The organism is Enterococcus sp. AZ194, assembly GCF_051713825.1.
Lineage (GTDB): Bacteria > Bacillota > Bacilli > Lactobacillales > Enterococcaceae > Enterococcus_K.
Genome location: NZ_JBIOQR010000001.1, coordinates 14,238 through 35,660, shown reverse-complemented (window position 1 = coordinate 35,660; position 21,423 = coordinate 14,238). Strand labels below are relative to the sequence as shown.

At 38.5% G+C, this 21,423-nt stretch carries 17 protein-coding genes; 6 read left to right on the top strand and 11 right to left on the bottom strand.

Going from position 1 to position 21,423, the window contains the following annotated elements; all coding sequences use genetic code 11:
• Positions 1-24: 24 nt before the first annotated feature.
• From gyrA to dnaA, 6 genes are all read right to left on the bottom strand, one after another.
• Positions 25-2,571: a DNA gyrase subunit A gene (gyrA, locus tag IGI37_RS00165; protein WP_438759396.1), complete on the bottom strand. Its 2,547-nt coding sequence runs from the start codon at positions 2,569-2,571 to the stop codon at positions 25-27.
• A 19-nt stretch (positions 2,572-2,590) separates the two neighbouring features.
• On the bottom strand, positions 2,591-4,540 hold the full coding sequence (gyrB, locus tag IGI37_RS00160) for a DNA topoisomerase (ATP-hydrolyzing) subunit B (RefSeq protein WP_438759395.1): 1,950 nt from the start codon (positions 4,538-4,540) through the stop codon (positions 2,591-2,593).
• Positions 4,541-5,662 carry a DNA replication/repair protein RecF gene (gene recF / locus IGI37_RS00155; protein WP_438759393.1) on the bottom strand — a complete coding sequence of 374 codons (1,122 nt, stop codon included), beginning with the start codon at positions 5,660-5,662 and terminating at the stop codon, positions 4,541-4,543. It abuts the gene before it with no gap.
• A complete protein-coding gene (yaaA, locus tag IGI37_RS00150; RefSeq protein ID WP_438759392.1) occupies positions 5,649-5,891 on the bottom strand; it encodes a S4 domain-containing protein YaaA in 243 nt (80 codons plus the stop codon). Before yaaA ends, recF begins: the two co-directional genes overlap by 14 nt.
• 226 nt (positions 5,892-6,117) lie before the next feature.
• Positions 6,118-7,248 carry a DNA polymerase III subunit beta gene (gene dnaN / locus IGI37_RS00145; RefSeq protein ID WP_438759391.1) on the bottom strand — a complete coding sequence of 377 codons (1,131 nt, stop codon included), beginning with the start codon at positions 7,246-7,248 and terminating at the stop codon, positions 6,118-6,120.
• Between the two features lie 180 nt (positions 7,249-7,428).
• The gene (gene dnaA / locus IGI37_RS00140) at positions 7,429-8,766 is read right to left on the bottom strand and encodes a chromosomal replication initiator protein DnaA (protein WP_438759390.1); all 1,338 of its coding nucleotides are present in this window, start codon (positions 8,764-8,766) and stop codon (positions 7,429-7,431) included.
• A 530-nt stretch (positions 8,767-9,296) separates the two neighbouring features.
• Here dnaA and rpmH point away from each other — a divergent pair.
• From rpmH to jag, 4 genes are all read left to right on the top strand, one after another.
• On the top strand, positions 9,297-9,431 hold the full coding sequence (gene rpmH, locus IGI37_RS00135) for a 50S ribosomal protein L34 (protein ID WP_010766794.1): 135 nt from the start codon (positions 9,297-9,299) through the stop codon (positions 9,429-9,431).
• A 122-nt stretch (positions 9,432-9,553) separates the two neighbouring features.
• Positions 9,554-9,892 carry a ribonuclease P protein component gene (gene rnpA, locus IGI37_RS00130; protein ID WP_438759389.1) on the top strand — a complete coding sequence of 113 codons (339 nt, stop codon included), beginning with the start codon at positions 9,554-9,556 and terminating at the stop codon, positions 9,890-9,892.
• Between the two features lie 14 nt (positions 9,893-9,906).
• The gene (locus IGI37_RS00125; protein WP_438759388.1) at positions 9,907-10,731 is read left to right on the top strand and encodes a YidC/Oxa1 family membrane protein insertase; all 825 of its coding nucleotides are present in this window, start codon (positions 9,907-9,909) and stop codon (positions 10,729-10,731) included.
• Between the two features lie 15 nt (positions 10,732-10,746).
• Positions 10,747-11,508 (top strand): RNA-binding cell elongation regulator Jag/EloR, encoded by a 762-nt coding sequence (gene jag / locus IGI37_RS00120; protein ID WP_438759387.1) that lies wholly within the window; start codon positions 10,747-10,749, stop codon positions 11,506-11,508.
• Positions 11,509-11,649: 141 nt separating this feature from the next.
• Here the strand turns inward: jag and IGI37_RS00115 are convergent, their stop codons facing one another.
• Together IGI37_RS00115 and IGI37_RS00110 are read right to left on the bottom strand one after the other, a co-directional pair.
• On the bottom strand, positions 11,650-13,140 hold the full coding sequence (locus IGI37_RS00115; RefSeq protein WP_438759386.1) for an IS1182 family transposase: 1,491 nt from the start codon (positions 13,138-13,140) through the stop codon (positions 11,650-11,652).
• Positions 13,141-13,571: 431 nt separating this feature from the next.
• Positions 13,572-13,913, bottom strand: a complete 342-nt coding sequence (locus IGI37_RS00110; RefSeq protein WP_438759385.1) for a heavy metal-binding domain-containing protein — start codon at positions 13,911-13,913, stop codon at positions 13,572-13,574.
• A 230-nt stretch (positions 13,914-14,143) separates the two neighbouring features.
• Here IGI37_RS00110 and mnmE point away from each other — a divergent pair, with 230 nt between their 5' ends.
• The gene (mnmE, locus tag IGI37_RS00105; protein ID WP_438759384.1) at positions 14,144-15,541 is read left to right on the top strand and encodes a tRNA uridine-5-carboxymethylaminomethyl(34) synthesis GTPase MnmE; all 1,398 of its coding nucleotides are present in this window, start codon (positions 14,144-14,146) and stop codon (positions 15,539-15,541) included.
• A 70-nt stretch (positions 15,542-15,611) separates the two neighbouring features.
• On the top strand, positions 15,612-17,516 hold the full coding sequence (gene mnmG, locus IGI37_RS00100; protein ID WP_438759382.1) for a tRNA uridine-5-carboxymethylaminomethyl(34) synthesis enzyme MnmG: 1,905 nt from the start codon (positions 15,612-15,614) through the stop codon (positions 17,514-17,516).
• A 108-nt stretch (positions 17,517-17,624) separates the two neighbouring features.
• On the opposite strand, the gene IGI37_RS00095 is transcribed toward mnmG, so the two are convergent.
• The 3 genes from IGI37_RS00095 to tnpA form a co-directional block, all read right to left on the bottom strand.
• Positions 17,625-19,115: an IS1182 family transposase gene (locus tag IGI37_RS00095; protein ID WP_438759380.1), complete on the bottom strand. Its 1,491-nt coding sequence runs from the start codon at positions 19,113-19,115 to the stop codon at positions 17,625-17,627.
• A 470-nt stretch (positions 19,116-19,585) separates the two neighbouring features.
• Entirely contained in the window at positions 19,586-20,728 is a 1,143-nt protein-coding gene (tnpB, locus tag IGI37_RS00090; RefSeq protein WP_438759379.1) for an IS200/IS605 family element RNA-guided endonuclease TnpB, read from the bottom strand.
• 16 nt (positions 20,729-20,744) lie between these two features.
• Positions 20,745-21,149: an IS200/IS605 family transposase gene (gene tnpA / locus IGI37_RS00085; RefSeq protein ID WP_438759378.1), complete on the bottom strand. Its 405-nt coding sequence runs from the start codon at positions 21,147-21,149 to the stop codon at positions 20,745-20,747.
• Positions 21,150-21,423 lie beyond the last annotated feature (274 nt).

Sequence of the window (21,423 nt, the reverse complement as noted above, 5' to 3'; positions counted from 1 at the left end):
AAACCTACCGATCGTTTGTCCAGCTTATTCTTCTGTTTCTTCTATTTCTGTCGTCATCTCTTGAATCGTTTCTTCGATAACGGTTGTATCATTTGCGTTCTCTGTACCTGATGTTGTTTCTGTTGTCTCTTCTTCAAGTTCTTCAGGAGCAACAATCGCCATCGTTACCACTTTTGATTCAGTCTCCATCTTCATCAAACGAACGCCCAAGGTTGAACGACCTGTTTGTGAAACGGTGCTAGCGCTAAAGCGGATAATCACACCTTTATCTGTAATCAACATGATATCTTCTTCGCCTGTTACAGTTGTTAAACCAGCTAGTGGTCCATTTTTTGGTGTAATATTGGCAGTCTTGATCCCTTTACCACCACGGCCTTTGACTGGATATTCAGAGACTTTCGTCCGTTTTCCATAACCATTTTCAGTAATCACAAGCACTTCTTTGCCTTTATCCATCGTTGCTGCGCCGATGACATAATCATCTTCTCTCAAACGAATACCGCGAACCCCAGAAGCTGTTCGTCCCATATCTCGAACGACCTCTTCTTTAAAGGTTACAGAATATCCAGTATGCGTTCCAATAATGATATTGGCTGTGCCATCTGTCATTAATACGTTGACTAGCTCATCATTATCCTTCAATCCAATCGCAATTAAGCCATTGCTTCGGATATTTGAAAAGGCTGTAACAGTCGTCCGTTTAACCGTTCCTAAACGAGTAGTAAAGAACAGATAATGACCATCCTCAGCTTGTCCTTCAACAGAAATAATCGCTTGAATCTTCTCAGCTGAGTCAATTCCTAATAGATTAATCACTGGAATTCCTTTTGCTGTGCGACCATATTCTGGAATTTCATATCCTTTTGCTCGATAAACTTTACCGTTATTAGTGAAGAAGAGTAAAGTATCGTGTGTCGAACAAGAAACCAGATTCTTCACGAAATCATCGTTGTGAATGCCCATTCCCTGAACACCACGGCCCCCACGACGTTGCGCTCTAAATTCACTGTTAGCGACACGTTTGATATAACCATTATTGGTTAACGTAATAACGATTTCTTCTTCTTCAATCAAGTCTTCATCTTCCAGACTCAAGACTTCACCTACGAGAAGCTCTGTTCGACGTTTGTCACCAAAACGAGCACCAATCTCACCTAATTCAGTTTTGATAATCTCTGTTACTCGTCCCGGATTCGCCAAAATATCGGTTAAGTCCGCAATCAGTTTTAAGAGTTCTTGATATTCATTTTCAATCTTATCGCGTTCTAAACCAGTCAATCGACGCAAACGCATATCTAAGATAGCCTGTGCTTGACGGTCTGAGAAGTCGAAACGTTCAATTAAAGTTCTTTTGGCTTCATCTTCTGCTTTGGCACTTCGAATAATTCGAATAATTTCATCAATGTGATCTAGCGCAATTCGCAGACCTTCTAAAATATGCGCTCTTGCTTCTGCTTTTTGTTTATCAAATTCTGTACGACGAACAATTACTTCTCGTTGATGTTCGATGTAGTTTTCTAGAATTTGTTTTAAGCTTAAGACTTTTGGAACGCCTTTTTCAATAGCCAACATGTTAAAACCAAATGAAGTTTGTAGAGAAGTTAATTTGTATAAATTGTTCAAAATAACTGATGCACTGACATCGCGACGGACATCAATGACAATACGCATCCCTTCACGAGAAGATTCATCGCGAAGATCTGTGATTCCTTCAATTCGTTTTTCGCGGTGCAATTCTGAAATACGTTCAATTAATTTGGCTTTGTTTACCACATAAGGAAGCTCAGTCACTAAGATTCGTTCTTTTCCATTAGGCATTTCTGTAATTTCAACTTTTGCTCGAATGGTAATTGAACCCTTACCTGTTTCATAAGCTTTTCTGATGCCTGATTTCCCCATAACTAACCCGCCTGTTGGGAAATCTGGTCCTGGTAAAACTTCCATTAATTCGTTGGTCGTAACATCTGGGTTTTCCATTAAGAGGTTTACCGCAGCCACAACTTCATTCAAATTATGAGGTGGAATGTTTGTTGCCATCCCAACTGCAATCCCTGTTGTCCCATTCACCAAAAGGTTGGGGAAACGAGCTGGTAACACATTGGGTTCACGCTCAGTATCATCATAGTTACTTTGATAATCAACGGTATTTTTGTTAATATCACGCAACATTTCCATCGCAATTTTGCTCATTCGGGCTTCTGTATAACGCATTGCTGCCGCACCATCGCCATCGACTGAACCAAAGTTTCCGTGGCCGTCTACTAGCATGTAACGATAGCTAAATGGTTGTGCCATACGAACCATTGATTCATAAATCGCACTATCCCCATGAGGATGGTATTTACCCATAACATCCCCAACAATCCGGGCTGATTTTTTATGTGGTTTATCGGGGGTTACCCCAAGTTCATTCATCCCATAAAGAATTCTTCTATGAACGGGCTTTAAGCCGTCACGAACGTCTGGTAATGCACGAGCAACGATAACACTCATTGCATAATCAATGAAGGACTCTCTCATTTCACTCGTCAGATTGACGTCATGGATATTTTCTTTGATTTCTTCACTCACGAAATTCCCTCCTTCAAGGTTAAATATCTAAATTCTTCACGTAATGGGCGTTTTCTTCAATAAACGCACGACGAGGCTCAACCTTGTCTCCCATCAACATTTCAAAGATTTGATCGGCTTCAATCGCATCATCCACGCTCACTCGTGCCATCATTCGGCGCTCTGGATCCATGGTTGTTTCCCACAATTGATGGTCATCCATTTCTCCTAGCCCTTTGTAACGCTGAACCGTTGCTTTTGGACTCGCTGGTAATTCACTCATAATTTTTTTCAAGTTTTCTTCTGCATTTTTCCCTGGTTGAACGTAGGTAATGTTTTTCCCTTGTTTCACGCCATATAAAGGAGGCTGCGCAATATAGACATACCCTGCTTCCACAATTGGACGCATATAACGATAAAAGAGAGTCAATAAAAGCGTCCGGATATGCGCGCCATCGACATCGGCATCGGTCATGATGACTAGTTTGTGGTAACGCGCTTTTGAGACATCAAAATCAGAACCAAAGCCTGTTCCCATCGCTGTAAATAGTGAGCGAATTTCTTCGTTCGCTAAAATTTTATCCATGCTGGCTTTTTCGACATTCAAGATTTTCCCACGAATAGGTAAAATCGCTTGGTACTCACGACTTCTTCCTTGTTTTGCAGATCCACCGGCAGAGTCTCCTTCGACGATGAACAATTCGCATTTTTCAGGAACATTACTTGAACAATCGGCTAGTTTTCCTGGTAAATTACTGATTTCTAAGGCGCCTTTACGACGAGTCACTTCACGCGCACGTTTAGCTGCTAGACGCGCTTTTGAAGCCAACATTCCTTTTTCAACAATCTGACGACCGACTGTTGGGTTTTCCATCAAGAATTTGCCAAAGTGTTCTGAGAAAAGACGGTCAGTAACTGTTCGAACTTCCGAATTTCCTAGTTTTGTTTTGGTTTGTCCTTCAAACTGAGGATCTGGATGTTTGATTGAGATAACAGCTGTCAAACCTTCACGAACATCTTCCCCGGTTAAGTTTTCATCATTTTCTTTCATTAACTTTTGTTTGCGTGCATAATCATTAATCACACGCGTTAACGAAGTTTTGAACCCTGATTCATGGGTCCCACCTTCATAGGTATGAATATTGTTGGCAAAACTTAAAATATTCGAATGATACCCATCTGTATATTGCATAGAAACTTCGACAATAATGTCTTGTTGTTCGCCTTCAATAAACACGGGCTCTGGGAAAAGAACATCTTTATTCGCATTCAAATGTTCCACATAACTCTTAATCCCACCTTCGTAATGGTACTCGCGAAGGACTGGTTTTTCTTCTCGACGATCTTCTATTGAAATATGCAACCCACGATTCAAGAAAGCAAGCTCTCTGACACGTGTTGCTAATTTATCAAAGTTAAAGACAGTTGTTTCTGTAAAGATCTCTGGATCGGGAATAAAGTGAACTTCTGTTCCGCTTCGATCTGTTTCTCCAATGACCTTCAAATCATTCATCACAGCACCGCGTTGGTACTCTTGAAAATAAATTTTACCTTCTTTATAGACTTTTACATCTAAAACAGAAGACAAGGCATTTACAACAGATGAACCTACTCCATGTAGCCCCCCAGATACTTTATAACCGCCACCGCCGAATTTTCCCCCAGCATGTAAGACAGTAAAAACTGTTTCAACAGCAGGACGACCTGTTTTGGCTTGGATCCCTACTGGAATTCCTCGACCATCATCAATAACGGTAATACTGTTATCTTCTTCTACGACTACGTGAATCGATGTCGCAAAACCAGCTAACGCTTCATCAATCGAGTTATCAACGATTTCCCATACCAAATGATGAAGACCTTCACCACTTGTTGAACCAATATACATCCCTGGACGTTTACGAACGGCCTCTAAGCCTTCCAGAACTTGAATCTGACTGGCATCATATTCCTTGGCACGTTCCACTAAACTTTTTTCTTCTTCTGTCATTTAGGTCTCTGCTCCTTTTATTTCTCCCTGATGAACATAAAAAATCTCCGGTTCAACAGTCATTTTATTTTTTACATGATCCAGCGTTGTCGTTGTCAAAAAAGTTTGCACTTTCCCTTCAATTGTTTCTAGTAAATGGAGCTGTCTAGAATCATCTAACTCACTCATCACATCATCCAAAAGTAAAATTGGGTATTCGCCCGTCTCTTCCTTCATCAAATCAATCTCAGCTAGTTTGATACTCAAAGCGGTTGTCCGTTGTTGGCCTTGGGAACCATAAGTTTGCACATTTTGTTCATTGACAAAAAATTGTAAATCATCCCTATGAGGACCAAGAAACGTCGAGGCTTTAAAGAGTTCTTTTTTTCTATTTCGCTGAAGCTCCTGCAAAAGAAGCTCCTGGATATCCTCTGCTGTGGTTTCTTCACCAAACGGCACCGTTGCCACATAAGAAATCTGAAGGTTCTCTTTTTGATGACTGATTTGTTGATGTAATAAATTCGCCCAGTGTTCCAAACGTTTCACAAACTTCTGTCGAGCAAATAAAACTTTTCCACCAAATTCGGCAAGCTGTTCCGTTAAAATATCCAAATAAATCAAATCCGTCTGTTTTTTTTCAGCCAGCTGTTTCAGATACTGGTTGCGTTGCTTTAAAACAGATTGATATTGAACCAGGTCAAACAAATAAATTGGGTTGATTTGGCCAATCTCCATATCTAAGAATTTTCTTCTCAGCTGAGGGCTACCTTTCACAAGAGAAAGATCTTCCGGCGCAAACAAAATCACGTTCAGCTGCCCGACATAACTACTCAATCGTTTTTGCTCGATGTGATTAATCTTTGTTTTCCGGCCCTTTTTGGACAACGTTAATTCTAACGGTGTCTTTGAAAGATGGCGTTCTACCGTTCCCATTATGTAAGCTTGCTCTTTTCCCCACTGAATCAATTCTTGTTCATTGTTGGTTCTGTGGCTTCGAGTCATGGCTAAAACGTAGAGACTCTCTAAAATATTTGTTTTCCCTTGGGCATTTTCTCCCAAAAAAATCGTTAAGTTCTTTGAAAAAGTTAACGACAACTCTTCATAGTTACGATAATTTTTGAGTTGGATATTACTCAGTTTCATCAGACGTCATTTCCTTTTTTTTCATAAAAAAAGTACCTTCATCAGGTATTTCTAACATCATGCCCGGATATAATTTACGTCCACGACGGTTTTCAGGCTCTCCATCGACAAACACGGTATGCTCGGCTAAGTACCATTTGGCTTGACCGCCACTGCTAATAATATTGACCTCTTTTAGGACTTGTCCTAAAGTCATGTAATCTGTTTTCAAAATGACTTTTTCTTTCAATTAGCATCCCTCATTTTCTCTGATAAACATACACTCTATTATACCCTTTTTAAGCGAATAAAACAAATTTCCCTATATATTTTTAAATCTAAGGGCTTTTACCTAAAAAAAGTCTTTTCTATTTAAAACAAAGCAGAAGGCCTTAAAATCGATTTTAAGACCTTCTGCAGATAGGATATTCTTTTTACTTTTTCAAAAACTTTCAAAAAAAGATGAAAATAAAAAATTAATTTGTCCGAACTGGCGTAATTAATTGGATAAATTCGACAGAGCTTTCAGTTGGTTCTAATGTGAATGGGCGAACAGCTGAAATGAATTTGACCGTCACACTCATGTCACCAAAGGCTCTAAGAGCAGCTTTCATGTAATCAGGATTAAAGGAGAGCTCTAAGGGTTCGCCAGTGACTTTCTCGTAACTCAAGCTTTCTTCGACTTTCCCAACTTCTGGTGAGTTCCCTGATAAAACAACAGAATCAGCATCAAGCGTCAAACGAACGATATTATTGCGGCCTTCATGTGATAAAAGTGAGGCACGTTCAATCGCAGCTAAAAGTGTTGGTACATAAAAATCAATCTCAGTATTAAAGCTTGAAGGAATTAACCGATTGGTATCTGGGTACTTGCCTTCTAGTAAACGTGAGTAAAAGTACATCGTTTCTGTTTTGAAAAGAACTTGGTTTTCCATAATGCTGATCTCAACTAACTCTTCTTCATCTGTTAATGAACGAGACAGCTCAATTAAGCTTTTTCCAGGAATTACGATGTCAAAATTTTCTACCGCTTGTTCAATTGGAATGACACGTTGACTCAAACGATGAGAGTCGGTTGCCACAGCTAATAGTTTTTGATCACTTAAGATAAAATGAACACCGGTTAAAATTGGCCGGCTTTCATGTTGAGAAACAGCAAAGCCTGTCTCGGCAATTAATTTGTTTAACACATGAACAGGTAATTTCATTTGATTTTCTGTTTCAATAACTGGTAGATGTGGGTAGTTGTCTGCATCTAACCCGTTAATTGTAAAATGAGCTTTTCCTGAAGTAATCGCCACTTGATTGTTTTCAAGCATTTCAATAGAAACTTCTTCTTCAGGTAAACGACGAATAATTTCACTAAAGAAACGAGCTTGTAAAACAATCTTGCCTGTTTCTTCAATCTGTAGAAGAGAATTTTCATCCTGCACACTTAAAAATGTTTCTATAGAAATATCAGCGTTACTTCCGGTTAAAGTCAAACCTTCTTCTGTGACTAAGATTTTTACCCCTGTCAAAATGGGAATAGTTGTTTTTGAAGAGATGGCTCTTTGGACGGTTTGTAATTCTTGCATAAAGATTGTGCGTTTTAAAGAGAATTTCATGAGGGTAACTCCTTTGTTTTATTTATTAATAAGAGATAATAAAAGTAGTAGGGCCTGTTAATCCTGTGGAAAACTAATTTCTCGTATCAGGCACAAGTCTTTTTGCTTGTGTATATCCTGTGGAAAAAAGAAAGTCAATTTTAAAAGTTATCCACAAATTAATTTTTGCAGATTCGTTCACTAGTTTAGTAGGAAGTTCTTAATTTCTGAAATTTCATTTTGCATGGTTGAATCGGTATTGAGTAATTGTTCAATTTTTTCGTGGGCATGCAGCACCGTTGTATGATCTTTTCCGCCAAATTCTGCGCCAATCTTAGGAAGAGAATTATCTGTAAGCTCTCGAGAAAGATACATCGCAATCTGACGGGGCACCACAATCGATTTGACACGCTTTTTACCTTTTAAGTCTTTCATCTGAATATGATAGTACTTGGCAACTTCCTCTTGAATTTGAAGAATCGACAGCTGGCTATGACCTCGCCCAGACTTAAGTGTTTTCAGTGCATCAGCAGCTAAACTCGTGGTGATGTCTGAACTATTAATAGTAGCAAACGCCTGTACGCGAACCAACGCGCCTTCTAGCTCACGAATATTGGAGTCAATCTGACCGGCAATATAACTTAACGTGTCATCTGGAATTTCCAAGCGCTCAGCCGCCGCTTTTTTCCGTAAAATAGCGGTTCTGGTTTCCAAATCTGGAGGGGTAATATCAACAGATAAGCCCCACGCAAAACGCGAAACGAGTCGCTCTTCTAGTTTTGGTATCTCAGTTGGCAAACGGTCACTGGTTAGGACAATTTGTTTTCCATCATTATATAAAGCGTTAAAGGTATGGAAGAACTCTTCTTGTGTCGCTTCTTTTTCTGCGAAGAATTGGACATCATCGACGAGTAAGAGCTCAACGTTGCGATATTCTTGGCGGAATTCTTCACTGGTTTTGTTTTGGATAGAGTTAATGAAATCATTGGCAAAGGTCTCACTACTGACGTATTTAACTTTGGCATCTGGTTGATTTAATAACATTTGATGGCCAATTGCGTGCATCAAGTGAGTCTTTCCTAATCCAACGCCTCCATAAAAGAACAAGGGATTGTACATCGATCCAGGATCTTCAGCAACAACAAGTGCTGCAGCATGTGCCATCTGATTGCCTTTACCGATAACAAAGGTGTCAAATGTATACTTTTGATTCAACATCGCTTTTTTAGCGAGTTTGATAGGTTTTGGTGCTTCTTCTTTTTGTTTTATGGCTGGTTTAAGCTGAGGTTCTTCATCAGCTGCGACAAATGAAGGAATGATTTCTTGACCAGTTAGTTTATAGCCTGTTTCAACAATTTTGGTTGCTAAGTTTTTTTCCCAATAGTTTTTGTGTAAACTAGAGGGCACTTCGATAATTAATTGGTTATTCTGTAGAGAAAGTGGTTGTGCAGTATCGATCCAGGCATTGTAGCTGGTAGGGCTAAGTTCTGCACGATAACTCTCTTGAAGATCTAGCCAAATATCTTCCAGTGATGCCATCAGAGATCCTCCTTATCTTATAAATAGAAATAGGTAGTTCTAATTTAGCATTTTTTAGCGAAGTTTTCCACAGATTCTTTAAGGAAAATAAAAATTTCTTTTCATTTATCCACAAACTGTGTGAAAAAACAAAAAAGTAATCCAAAGACCTATAAAAAGTTATCCACAAGAGTAATCAACAGGTGGATAACTCGGGTTTAATAAAAAAAGTAAACAAGACCTGTGGACAAACTATTCAGATTCAGAAAGGGTTTTAGGCGCTTTTCCACATGTTTAAAACTCCTGAGGATAACTTTTTGACAGGGCGTGAATTTGTGCAAAAGTCGGGGGGAAACTCCAAAAAGCCTGTGAAAATTTTTTTGCTGATTCACAGCTCTATCCTCAAAAAAATTGAGATTGTGGATAAATTTTTCGAGACATTTACGTGAGTTTCTCTACAATTTATCATTGACAAAACCTAGGTCTACTAGGTATACTATCAAAGTATGTCTGTGTATATGGATAGTAATACTCTTATGGAGGTGGAATAAATGAAAAGAACATACCAACCAAACAAACGTAAACGTCAAAAAGTTCACGGGTTCCGTAAACGTATGAGCACTAAAAATGGCCGTCGCGTGCTAGCTAGCCGTCGCCTTAAAGGAAGAAAAGTTCTTTCAGCTTAAGCCACTGGGTTTCAGTGGTTTTTTTTGTACCTTTTTTCCTAGAAAATAGGTGAATCCACCTAGTTAAATATGGTATGATTGTTGGGTGAGTGAAAGATAAGGAAAGAAGCGAAGGAAACTAGATGAAGAAAGCATATCGAGTAAAAAAAGAACGAGAATTTCAAAAGGTTTTCCAAGAAGGCACTTCTTTCGCGAACCGTCGATTTGTTGTCTATCGTTTAGATAAGCCTAATCAAAAACATTTCCGAGTCGGAATTTCGGTCGGAAAAAAGATTGGAAATGCGGTAGAAAGAAATTCTGTCAAACGAAAAATTCGTGCTAGTTTGTTCGAACTGAAAGAAAGAATCAATCCAGAGCTAGATTTTATTGTGATTGCTCGACCATTGACGAATGAGTTACCTTCAAAGGAACTTCTTTCAAATCTCGAACATGTCTTAAAGCTTGCGAAAATAATTGAATAAAGGGGAAAAAGTAAGTGAAGAAATACAAACGTTTACTTTTAATGGCTGGTTTAGTAATGCTAGTCGTTGTATTATCTGCGTGTGGCGCAACAGGTGAGGTCAATGCGCAAAGTACGGGAGTCTGGGATCGTTACATTGTGTACTACTTTGCAGAAGCGATTAAAGCTCTATCATTTGGAAATCCAGGAATTGGGATTATTCTATTTACCTTGATTATCCGTGTGATTTTATTACCATTAATGCATTTTCAAACGAAAAGCATGCGCAAAACACAAGAAGTGCAACCACAATTAAAAGCACTGCAACAGAAATATGCATCAAAGGATTCTGAAACACAAGCGAAATTAAGAGAAGAACAACAAAAACTATACGCTGAGAATAATGTCAATCCTTATATGGGTTGTTTACCTATGTTAATTCAGATGCCTATCTTGATGGCGTTATGGCAATCTATTTCTCGTGTACCAGAATTAAAATCAGGTCAGTTTTTATGGTTGAATCTGGGGAATCCCGATCCAATCTTCTTATTACCGATTTTGGCGGCTGTTTTTACTTTTGCAAGTACGTATTTATCAAGTATGAGCCAGTTGGAATCGAATCCTTCGATGAAGATTATGAATTTTGTTATGCCGATTATGATTTTGGTTATGGGGCTTAATTTGGCCAGTGGGTTGTCACTATACTGGGTAGTCTCAAATGCTTTTCAAGTGGGTCAAACCTTACTACTAAATAATCCATTTAAGATTCGTAAAGAACGCGAAGCTGAGGCACAAAGAATTCGTGAGAAAGAGCGTGCGTTACAACGTGCGCAAAATCCTAAGAAAAAACGCAAGAAATAAAAGGAGGTATGAAATATGCCAGTTTATGAAGGCGCAACAGTTGAAGAAGCCGTAAACAAAGGTTTATCAGCTCTTTCATTGAAAAGAGAAGATGTTGAAGTGAAGGTTATTGAAGCAGGTAAAAAAGGATTTCTAGGCATTGGTAAAAAAGCAGCGAGAGTTTCTATTGAAGCCACTGTCAGTGAGGAAATTTCAGAAGCAGTTGAAGAGACTGTGGAAGAAGTTCTTACAAATGAAGCACCTATTGTCACAGAAATTGTGAGTGAACCTAAGCCGTCTATGCATGAATCAAACAAACCGTTAGAAGAGTTAGATGATGAATCTGCTTTGACGGAGTTGGCACTTTACCTTACCGCTATTTCTAAAGAGCTAAATGCTCCAGCGCTTGTTCGGATGGAACGAAAAGATGGGTTGATTATTTTGCACTTAGATACGCAAAAACAAGGAATTTTGATTGGGAAACATGGTAAAATTCTAAATGCCTTACAGTATTTGGCTCAAGTCTTTATTCATCGTGTTGCAGCGAACAAGTTGTCCGTTGTCGTAAATGTCGGTGACTACCGTGAGAAACGGCAAGCAATTCTTCAGCGCTTAGCAGAAAGAACTGCTGAAAAGGTCAAACAAACTGGTCGTCCGGTGTTCTTAGAACCGATGCCAGCATTTGAGCGTAAACAGATTCATTCTGTCTTAAGCAAAAAAGATTATGTAAAAACGCACTCTGAAGGGGACGAACCTTACCGCTATCTAGTGGTTGAGCCAGAGAAAAAACATTTTTAGGACATTCAATAAGTCAAACAAACGGAGCTGACTGCGGTGAGGCTGCTGAAAAACACTCACAAAAAAACAGTGGAATTCTTCAAAAAAAAAGAATTTCACTGTTTTTTGTGTATTTTCATAATAATAAAGGGAATCTACCCTCTATTTCCCCGTATTTTCCTTTTCTAACTTGATAATTCGTTTCATATTAGCTAAAAACAGCGTACTCGCCCCTTGGATGGTCATCCCTAATAGACCACAGCTTTGTGCGGTTCCATAATTGTATCGACCTTTCAACTCCGCATTCTTAGCCTCTATTTTATACCGCTCTTTATAAAGCTCTTTAAATTCTTCGGTTTCCATATAATCCATATGAGCGATATGTGTATCTGACTTTATTTTTACTGAGAAAGTTTTTGTTTTCGCTCCATCAGTATAACAACCCTCGCAAAACGGACATCTTTTGCATTTTTCCACGTCAAAGAAATAGGCCTCTACACGCGAGTCTACTCCCTTTTTATCGCATTTACTTCCTGACTTTCTCTTTTTAATTGCCATGTGTCCTGCTAGGCAAACATACATTTCTGCATCTTTATTGTACGCGAATTTATCCTTGTTTTTTCCATTCCCATGAGTGACTGACTTACTTAACTTCGATACTAGTTTCATTCCGTTTGCTTTTGCGTAATTCAAATTATCCGTCTCTGAATACGCACCATCTCCAATAATTGCCTTGACTTCAATCCCTGCATGTTGGCTTTTTTCGACGAGTGTCTTCATTTCTTTGCCGTCAGGTTTTTCGCCACTGGTAATCGTCGCGGCTGTAACGATTCGTTCAGGAGTTAAAGCAAGGTGTGTTTTGTAGCCAAAAAAAGCGGTGTCCGCCGTCTTATGCCCAACTTTTGCCTCTTGATCTTTAGAAAATTCAAACGCTCCCTCTGTTTCTTCGATGCCTTCTTTTAAGTAATTCATTCGCTCCATCACGGCTGTGCAGTTATCAAAACCACCCTCTGTTTCAATCACTTTTATCACTTCATTTGCATAGTGGAGGGTGTCTTCAAGGATCCCCGTATGTTCCTTTTTCTTTGGCATTTTTTCTTTCATTTGAGGGGCAACAGCATACACGGCTTTTCTTACTTCTTTCGCTCGTTTGATAATTTCTTCTCTTGGCGAAACGTGTTGGAACATGGCATTCGAGTGGGTAGAATCTTGAATTAATTTATTTTCCACTTCAATTACGCCTTTGTCCAAGGCGATTTCGACAGTTTTTGTGAGAAGTAAGTCCAATAGATTCGTATTTTTCAAGCGTAGGTGACGGAACTTAGAAAGTAAGCTAGGAGCCATAAATTCAGTTTCTTCTGGTTCATATTCTAGGAAGTATTTCATTTGCATATCCGTACGTAAACGAGCAATCAAATCGCGGTCTGATAGCTTATACGAGGTTTTTAATAAGATTAGTTTAAAGAGGAGAATGGGGCATTCAGCTGGCCGACCAGCTGTTTCTGAATAATTTTGTTTTACTTCAGCATAAATAAAAGAAAAATCAACCGTTTCATTGATTTGTCTCCAAAAATTATCCTTTTCAATCAAAATATCATATAAACCTGAATACATGCCTACTTCTAAGCTCGTTTGACGTCCCTTATCTAGCATTTAAAACACTCCTTCCACTTCTTCTATTATACCAATAAATGGCTATACAATGGGTTTTTTATACAAAAAAAAAGAAAAATAGACGTTTTCTCAACCACTATTTTTCTTTATTTTTGTAAAATTGTCAGAGACTTTTTCAGCAGCCTCGACTGCGGTTGGCTCTTTTTTACTTGATAAAGAGCGTATAGAATATCAAGGGGACAGGAAACTAATTAGAGAAAGACTCAGAAATCGATTGACAAAGAAAACGAAACCAAGTATATTTTATTAGAAATCATTCTTATCGAAGTAAGCATGCGATGAAGGGTTTATTACTTTGATTAAAAAGCTAGGTGTAAGGATCTCTTACACCTAGCTTTTTTAATGGATAAGTGGAAATCGACTGCAATCCTAGCCTAATGTTCGCTAGTGCCAAATCCGTTCTTTCCTATTTAGCCAATGGTCGTTTGTGTGAATTGAACGACGGTACCGTAAGCAAAGAGCTCGACATAAGAAAGTCCGTCTTTTTGATTTGTCTTATGCTCAAATCGACAGTTTATCACAGCGTCTGCACCATAACTGTAGGCTTTTTTCTTTAGCTTCAACTTGAGTGAAGAAAATAATTCATTCAAGTCCAGCTGTTCATCAAATAAATCCACTTGGTGTCGCTCGGCTGTAAAGATGACATCGCGCACGACGTATTTGACATTGACGTTGCCTGTAGAGAGTGTCACTTCATCGATTTGTTCAGGGCTGATTTCTTTTTCTTTATGTTCATCAGTAAAAAAACTCATTTTTCTTCACTCCTTTTATTTTTATAATACGTGTCACTGATTAAAAAAGAAAGGCAAATGAACTGGCTAATTCTTGTCTAAAAGGCTGAATTGGCTTGCAAGTAGCCTAAATTTATGCTACTCTATGACAAGAAAATTCAATAGACAGCAGTCAAAGTGCGAGTCTACCTTTTTTATCAAAGGGTGGAGTGGGCGCTTTTTTTGTGCGCCGAGATAGGAGGATATAAAAATTGGCGGAAATTACATTAGAGTTTGATACGATTGCGGCTATTTCGACCCCACCAGGTGAAGGGGCTATTAGTATTGTCCGTTTAAGTGGCGATCAAGCTGTTCAGATTGTCGATAAAGTTTATCAGTCAGGCAGTAAGCGATTGGTCGAGGTGGCTTCTCATACCATTCATTATGGACATATTATTGATCCAAAAGAACAACAAATCGTGGATGAAGTGATGGTCTCTGTCATGAGAGCACCAAAAACTTTTACAAGAGAAGATGTTGTTGAAATTAATTGTCACGGTGGGATTGTCGTCGTGAATCAATTATTGCAGCTTATTTTGCGAGAAGGAGCGCGTTTGGCCGAGCCTGGGGAATTTACCAAGCGAGCCTTTCTAAACGGTCGTGTGGACCTCTCACAAGCTGAGGCAGTAATGGATTTGATTCGGGCGAAAACAGATCGAGCGATGAATTTAGCTTTAAACCAATTGGATGGTAATTTGTCTCATTTAATTCGGACATTAAGACAGGAAATTTTAGAAACGCTAGCACAGGTTGAAGTGAATATTGATTACCCTGAATATGATGATGTCGAAGAGCTGACAACCAAACTTTTGCTTGAAAAAGCACATTTTGTCCAAAAACAAATTGATCAGCTGTTAGTGACCGCCAAACAAGGCAAGATTCTTCGTGAAGGCTTGAGTACAGCGATTATTGGCCGACCAAACGTTGGAAAATCAAGTTTGTTAAACCATTTGTTACGAGAAGAAAAGGCCATCGTAACCGATATTGCGGGGACGACACGCGATGTGATTGAAGAATATGTCAATGTGCGTGGAGTACCTTTAAAGCTGATAGATACAGCTGGAATTCGTGAAACAGAAGATATTGTTGAACGTATTGGAGTAGAACGTAGCCGAAAAGCGTTGGCTGAATCAGACTTGATTTTGTTAGTCTTAAATCAAAGTGAGCCATTGACTCAAGAGGATAAAAATCTTTTTGAGGCAACAAAAGGCTTAAAACGAATTGTCTTGTTAAATAAAACGGATTTACCGGCCAAATTGAGCCAAGATCAAGTTCGGCCATATCTAGATGAGGAACCTATCTTTGCCGTTTCTGTGGTTGAAAATGATGGGTTGGACAAGTTAGAAGAAGCGATTGCCCAGCTGTTTTTTGGTGGACAAACAGGCGAAAAAGATGCGACCTATGTTTCCAATACACGCCATATTGCTTTACTGGAGAAAGCTTCTATTTCATTAGGCGAAGTGGTTAATGGAATTGAAGCGGGCATGCCCGTTGACTTGGTTCAAATTGATATGACGCGTTGTTGGGACTATCTTGGTGAAATTGTCGGAGATAGCGTTCAAGATGAGCTCATTACGCAATTATTCAGTCAATTCTGTTTAGGAAAATAGAACAGTTTATCGTTTAAAAAATAACAAACAAAAATAGAATCAAGAACAAGTCAGGAAAGGAAGTCTTAAAATGACACAATTTGAAGCAGAATCGTATGATGTCATTATTGTTGGTGCCGGCCATGCAGGATCAGAAGCAGCCTTGGCATCCGCGCGTATGGGGGCAAAAACGCTCTTATTAACGATTAATTTAGATATGGTTGCATTTATGCCTTGTAATCCTTCTGTCGGAGGTCCGGCTAAAGGGGTTGTTGTACGCGAAATTGATGCATTAGGTGGAGAAATGGGTAAGAACATCGATAAGACCTATATCCAAATGCGCATGCTAAATACAGGGAAAGGTCCTGCTGTGCGTGCGTTACGTGCGCAGGCAGATAAACAAGCGTATGCGACAGAAATGAAGCACACAATTGAAAAAGAAGACAATCTGACTCTTCGTCAAGGAATTGTGGATAAGTTGCTTGTTGAAGACGGTGTTTGTCACGGGGTTGTTACGGCGACAGGTGCTGCTTACTCAGCGAAAGCCGTGGTTATTACTGCAGGAACGGCTTTACGAGGTGAAATCATTATTGGCGAATTAAAATATTCTTCAGGACCTAATAATTCGCAACCTTCAGTAACTCTTGCTGATCACTTAAAAGAGTTGGGCTTTGAGATTGCTCGTTTTAAAACAGGGACACCACCACGCGTGAAATCAAGCTCAATTGATTATCGTGTGACAGAAGAACAACCTGGCGATGAAGAGCCTAATCACTTTAGCTTCAGCACACCAGATAGTGCCTATAATTTGAACCAAGAGCCTTGTTGGTTAACGTATACCAATGAAACGACACATGAAGTGATTCAAAAAAATCTGCATCGTGCACCGATGTTTACAGGAATTGTCGAAGGGGTTGGGGCGCGTTATTGTCCGTCAATTGAAGATAAAATTGTTCGTTTTTCAGACAAACCTCGTCATCAACTATTCCTTGAACCAGAAGGACTGCACACAGAAGAAGTCTATGTTCAAGGCTTATCAACCTCATTACCAGAGGATGTCCAAGTGGAGATGCTTCATACTATCGCCGGCTTAGAAAAAGTGGAGATGATGCGCACAGGTTACGCGATTGAATATGATGTCGTGGTTCCGCATCAATTGCGACCAACATTGGAGACAAAAATTATCGAAAACCTATACACAGCGGGGCAAACAAATGGCACAAGTGGGTACGAAGAAGCAGCTGGTCAAGGACTGATTGCAGGAATAAATGCCGCACTTAAAACCCAAGGAAAAGAACCTTTTGTGATGAAACGAAGCGATGGCTACATTGGCGTTATGATCGATGATTTAGTAACAAAAGGGACAACAGAGCCGTACCGCTTACTGACATCTCGTGCAGAATATCGGTTGATTTTACGTCACGATAATGCTGACTTACGATTAACAGAGGTTGGTCATCAAATTGGACTTGTAAAAGAAACGCAATATACAGAGTATCTAGCCAAAAAACAAGCCGTTGAAGATGAATTATTACGTTTGAAAAAGATTCGTTTGAAACCAACAAAAGAAATTCAAAACTTCTTAAAAGAAAAAAATTCCGCAGAGTTAAAAGACGGTATATTAGCAATTGATTTCTTAAAACGTCCAGAAATCAGCTACGAAGAATTGCTTTCATTTATACCAGCAAATGAAGAATTAACAAAAAAAGAAGTCGAACAAGTTGAAATTCAAGTGAAATACGAAGGCTATATCAAAAAAGCTTTAGAAAAAGTCGACAAGTTGAAACGAATGGAAGAAAAACGAATTCCGGAAGCCATTAATTATGAAGCTATTAACGGTTTAGCCACAGAAGCCAAACAAAAATTACAGAAAATCCAACCAGAAACCATTGCTCAAGCCAGCCGAATCAGTGGGGTAAACCCTTCTGATTTAAGCATTCTGATGGTGTATATTGAACAAGGGAAGATAGCGAAAGTGAAAAAGGAAGAAGCGTAAATCGCGAGGCTGCTGAAAAACACTCACAAAAAAACAGTGGAATTCTTCAAAAAAAAAGAATTTCACTGTTTTTTGTGTATTTTCATAATAATAAAGGGAATCTACCCTCTATTTCCCCGTATTTTCCTTTTCTAACTTGATAATTCGTTTCATATTAGCTAAAAACAGCGTACTCGCCCCTTGGATGGTCATCCCTAATAGACCACAGCTTTGTGCGGTTCCATAATTGTATCGACCTTTCAACTCCGCATTCTTAGCCTCTATTTTATACCGCTCTTTATAAAGCTCTTTAAATTCTTCGGTTTCCATATAATCCATATGAGCGATATGTGTATCTGACTTTATTTTTACTGAGAAAGTTTTTGTTTTCGCTCCATCAGTATAACAACCCTCGCGAAACGGACATCTTTTGCATTTTTCCACGTCAAAGAAATAGGCCTCTACACGCGAGTCTACTCCCTTTTTATCGCATTTACTTCCTGACTTTCTCTTTTTAATTGCCATGTGTCCTGCTAGGCAAACATACATTTCTGCATCTTTATTGTACGCGAATTTATCCTTGTTTTTTCCATTCCCATGAGTGACTGACTTACTTAACTTCGATACTAGTTTCATTCCGTTTGCTTTTGCGTAATTCAAATTATCCGTCTCTGAATACGCACCATCTCCAATAATTGCCTTGACTTCAATCCCTGCATGTTGGCTTTTTTCGACGAGTGTCTTCATTTCTTTGCCGTCAGGTTTTTCGCCACTGGTAATCGTCGCGGCTGTAACGATTCGTTCAGGAGTTAAAGCAAGGTGTGTTTTGTAGCCAAAAAAAGCGGTGTCCGCCGTCTTATGCCCAACTTTTGCCTCTTGATCTTTAGAAAATTCAAACGCTCCCTCTGTTTCTTCGATGCCTTCTTTTAAGTAATTCATTCGCTCCATCACGGCTGTGCAGTTATCAAAACCACCCTCTGTTTCAATCACTTTTATCACTTCATTTGCATAGTGGAGGGTGTCTTCAAGGATCCCCGTATGTTCCTTTTTCTTTGGCATTTTTTCTTTCATTTGAGGGGCAACAGCATACACGGCTTTTCTTACTTCTTTCGCTCGTTTGATAATTTCTTCTCTTGGCGAAACGTGTTGGAACATGGCATTCGAGTGGGTAGAATCTTGAATTAATTTATTTTCCACTTCAATTACGCCTTTGTCCAAGGCGATTTCGACAGTTTTTGTGAGAAGTAAGTCCAATAGATTCGTATTTTTCAAGCGTAGGTGACGGAACTTAGAAAGTAAGCTAGGAGCCATAAATTCAGTTTCTTCTGGTTCATATTCTAGGAAGTATTTCATTTGCATATCCGTACGTAAACGAGCAATCAAATCGCGGTCTGATAGCTTATACGAGGTTTTTAATAAGATTAGTTTAAAGAGGAGAATGGGGCATTCAGCTGGCCGACCAGCTGTTTCTGAATAATTTTGTTTTACTTCAGCATAAATAAAAGAAAAATCAACCGTTTCATTGATTTGTCTCCAAAAATTATCCTTTTCAATCAAAATATCATATAAACCTGAATACATGCCTACTTCTAAGCTCGTTTGACGTCCCTTATCTAGCATTTAAAACACTCCTTCCACTTCTTCTATTATACCAATAAATGGCTATACAATGGGTTTTTTATACAAAAAAAAAGAAAAATAGACGTTTTCTCAACCACTATTTTTCTTTATTTTTGTAAAATTGTCAGAGACTTTTTCAGCAGCCTCGTAAATCGCTTCTTCTTTTTTCTCAAATTTTTATTTTTGTCACGTAGATGCTGGACAAGTACTCTATAAATATTGTCAGTAATGCTGAGATTGCTGTCGGCCGTATCAAGAGAGATTATTTATCAGCGGAAGGTTAAAAAGGTACGACAATCTTCAAAGAGCATATGTGAACTACTCACCACTTAGCTAAACCTGGCGGCTCTTAACGCTTGAAGTGGGAGCTTCTTGGGAATAGAGCCTACTTGATAGCTTATTTCTTTACTAACAGCGGTGTCTCTTATTTACCAAGCTATCCCCGTAGTTCCTACGGTTCTTGATTTTATCTAAACTAATGTTTGTATTCTTAGACCTTCAGTCAGAATATTGATACTAGCGTTGATATCTCGGTCGTGATGGTTATGACAAATTGGACAAGTCCATTCTCGAATTTTGAGAGATTTCTTGCCGTCCTTGTGTCCGCACTCTGAACATATTTGACTAGACGGAAACCATTTATCTACTTTGATGATTTCCCGTCCGTACCAGTCAGCTTTGTAGTGTAATTTAGTCACAAAACTAGACCAAGATACATCAGATATACTTTTTGCCAATTTATGATTACGCAACATACCTTTTATGTTTAAGTCTTCAATACAGATAATATCGTGATTTTTGATAATTTCTGTACTCAGCTTATTTAGAAAATCAGTACGTTGATTCATTACTTTTTCGTGTAGTCTAGCCACTTTCCGTTTTTGTTTTTGATAATTTTTAGCTTCAAACAGATTGATACCGTTCTGTTTAGCTAATAATGCACGTTTTGACAACTTGCATTGTTCACGTTTAAGTTTCTTTGCCATTTTGGACGTGAATTTATTATTATCAATTTTTTGACCGTCAGAAAGAATCGCAAAATCCGTAATTCCTAAGTCGATGCCGATTGCAGAATTAGTTTTAGACAATTCGCTGACTTCTTCCTCGCATAACAAAGAAACATAGTATTTACCACTTGAGTGACGTGATATTGTGGCAGATTTGATAATCCCTGTTGGTTGCCTATGAAGTTTAATTCTAACTAGTGACTTCAATTTGGGAACTTTGATGAATTTATTATCTGTCAAAGCTACTGTGCCATTTTGATTATTCGTTGTATAACTTTGAATAGGATTTTTCTTACTCTTGAAACGAGGAAATCCAACGGATTTATCTCGAAAGAAGTTCTTGTATGCTTTATCTAAATTGAGTTGTGCATTAGCTAGGGCAAGACTATCAATTTCCTTCAAAAATGGAAACTCTTTTTTATATTTTGCAGGAGTGGGGAAGATCATTTTTTTTGAAGAATCATTTTTTATTTCTTCATACGCCTTTTTTCTGTCATCAAGCATTAGATTGTAGACCTTACGGACACAACCGAAAGATTTGGCAAAGAAAATTTCTTGTTCTTCTGTTGGATATAGTCTGAATTTATATGCTTTTAGTCGTTCCATAAGGTTCACCTACTTTCTATTTATGATTGTTTCCTTGATTCTGAATATATTTCTTAATCACATCAATTGGCGCACCACCTGTTGTCAAAAGACAAAAACTTTTAGACCAGAACATTTCTTTCCAAAGAAATTGTTTGACTCTTGGAAAGTCACGTTTTATCAAACGCGAACTGGCACTTTTGTATGCATTGATAAATTTTGTCAATTCTGTTTTAGGTTGAGCTTTGAACATAATATGAACGTGGTCTTTATCATGATTGCACTCAACTAAAGTAATGTGATACGCTTCTGAAATTCTTTCAAAAGTTGCTTTAGCATAGTCAGATATCTCTTCATCAATTACTTGTCTACGATATTTCGTTACTAAAACAAGGTGGTAATAAAGAAGAAATATTGAATGATTATTTGTATCCAATTCCATGTTAGATCCACTCATTTCTTATATAGACTGATTGTAACATAGAAAAAAACAAAAAGGGAATATGCCTTAATTGTCGGTTTTCGAGTTACCAACGTCAACCCTCATACCGAACGACATTCATCACCCACCTATAGAGGATGGGCGACTTCTGCCTGAATCAAGTTAAACAAAACTTTTTGGTGCGTCACGTATTGATTCGAGCGTCTTAACAACTCAAAATTTATATTGTTATCTCCCTTTTCCAAAAAAATAGAAGTCTCTATAAGCTCAAACA

Coding starts and splice junctions, on each gene's coding strand:
- gyrB (WP_438759395.1), bottom strand. CDS start 4,540: ATGACAGAAGAAGAAAAAAGTTTAGTGGAACGTGCCAAGGAATATGAT.
- recF (WP_438759393.1), bottom strand. CDS start 5,662: ATGAAACTGAGTAATATCCAACTCAAAAATTATCGTAACTATGAAGAG.
- dnaN (WP_438759391.1), bottom strand. CDS start 7,248: ATGAAATTCTCTTTAAAACGCACAATCTTTATGCAAGAATTACAAACC.
- dnaA (WP_438759390.1), bottom strand. CDS start 8,766: ATGGCATCACTGGAAGATATTTGGCTAGATCTTCAAGAGAGTTATCGT.
- rpmH (WP_010766794.1), top strand. CDS start 9,297: ATGAAAAGAACATACCAACCAAACAAACGTAAACGTCAAAAAGTTCAC.
- rnpA (WP_438759389.1), top strand. CDS start 9,554: ATGAAGAAAGCATATCGAGTAAAAAAAGAACGAGAATTTCAAAAGGTT.
- jag (WP_438759387.1), top strand. CDS start 10,747: ATGCCAGTTTATGAAGGCGCAACAGTTGAAGAAGCCGTAAACAAAGGT.
- IGI37_RS00115 (WP_438759386.1), bottom strand. CDS start 13,140: ATGCTAGATAAGGGACGTCAAACGAGCTTAGAAGTAGGCATGTATTCA.
- IGI37_RS00110 (WP_438759385.1), bottom strand. CDS start 13,913: ATGAGTTTTTTTACTGATGAACATAAAGAAAAAGAAATCAGCCCTGAA.
- mnmG (WP_438759382.1), top strand. CDS start 15,612: ATGACACAATTTGAAGCAGAATCGTATGATGTCATTATTGTTGGTGCC.
- IGI37_RS00095 (WP_438759380.1), bottom strand. CDS start 19,115: ATGCTAGATAAGGGACGTCAAACGAGCTTAGAAGTAGGCATGTATTCA.
- tnpB (WP_438759379.1), bottom strand. CDS start 20,728: ATGGAACGACTAAAAGCATATAAATTCAGACTATATCCAACAGAAGAA.
- tnpA (WP_438759378.1), bottom strand. CDS start 21,149: ATGGAATTGGATACAAATAATCATTCAATATTTCTTCTTTATTACCAC.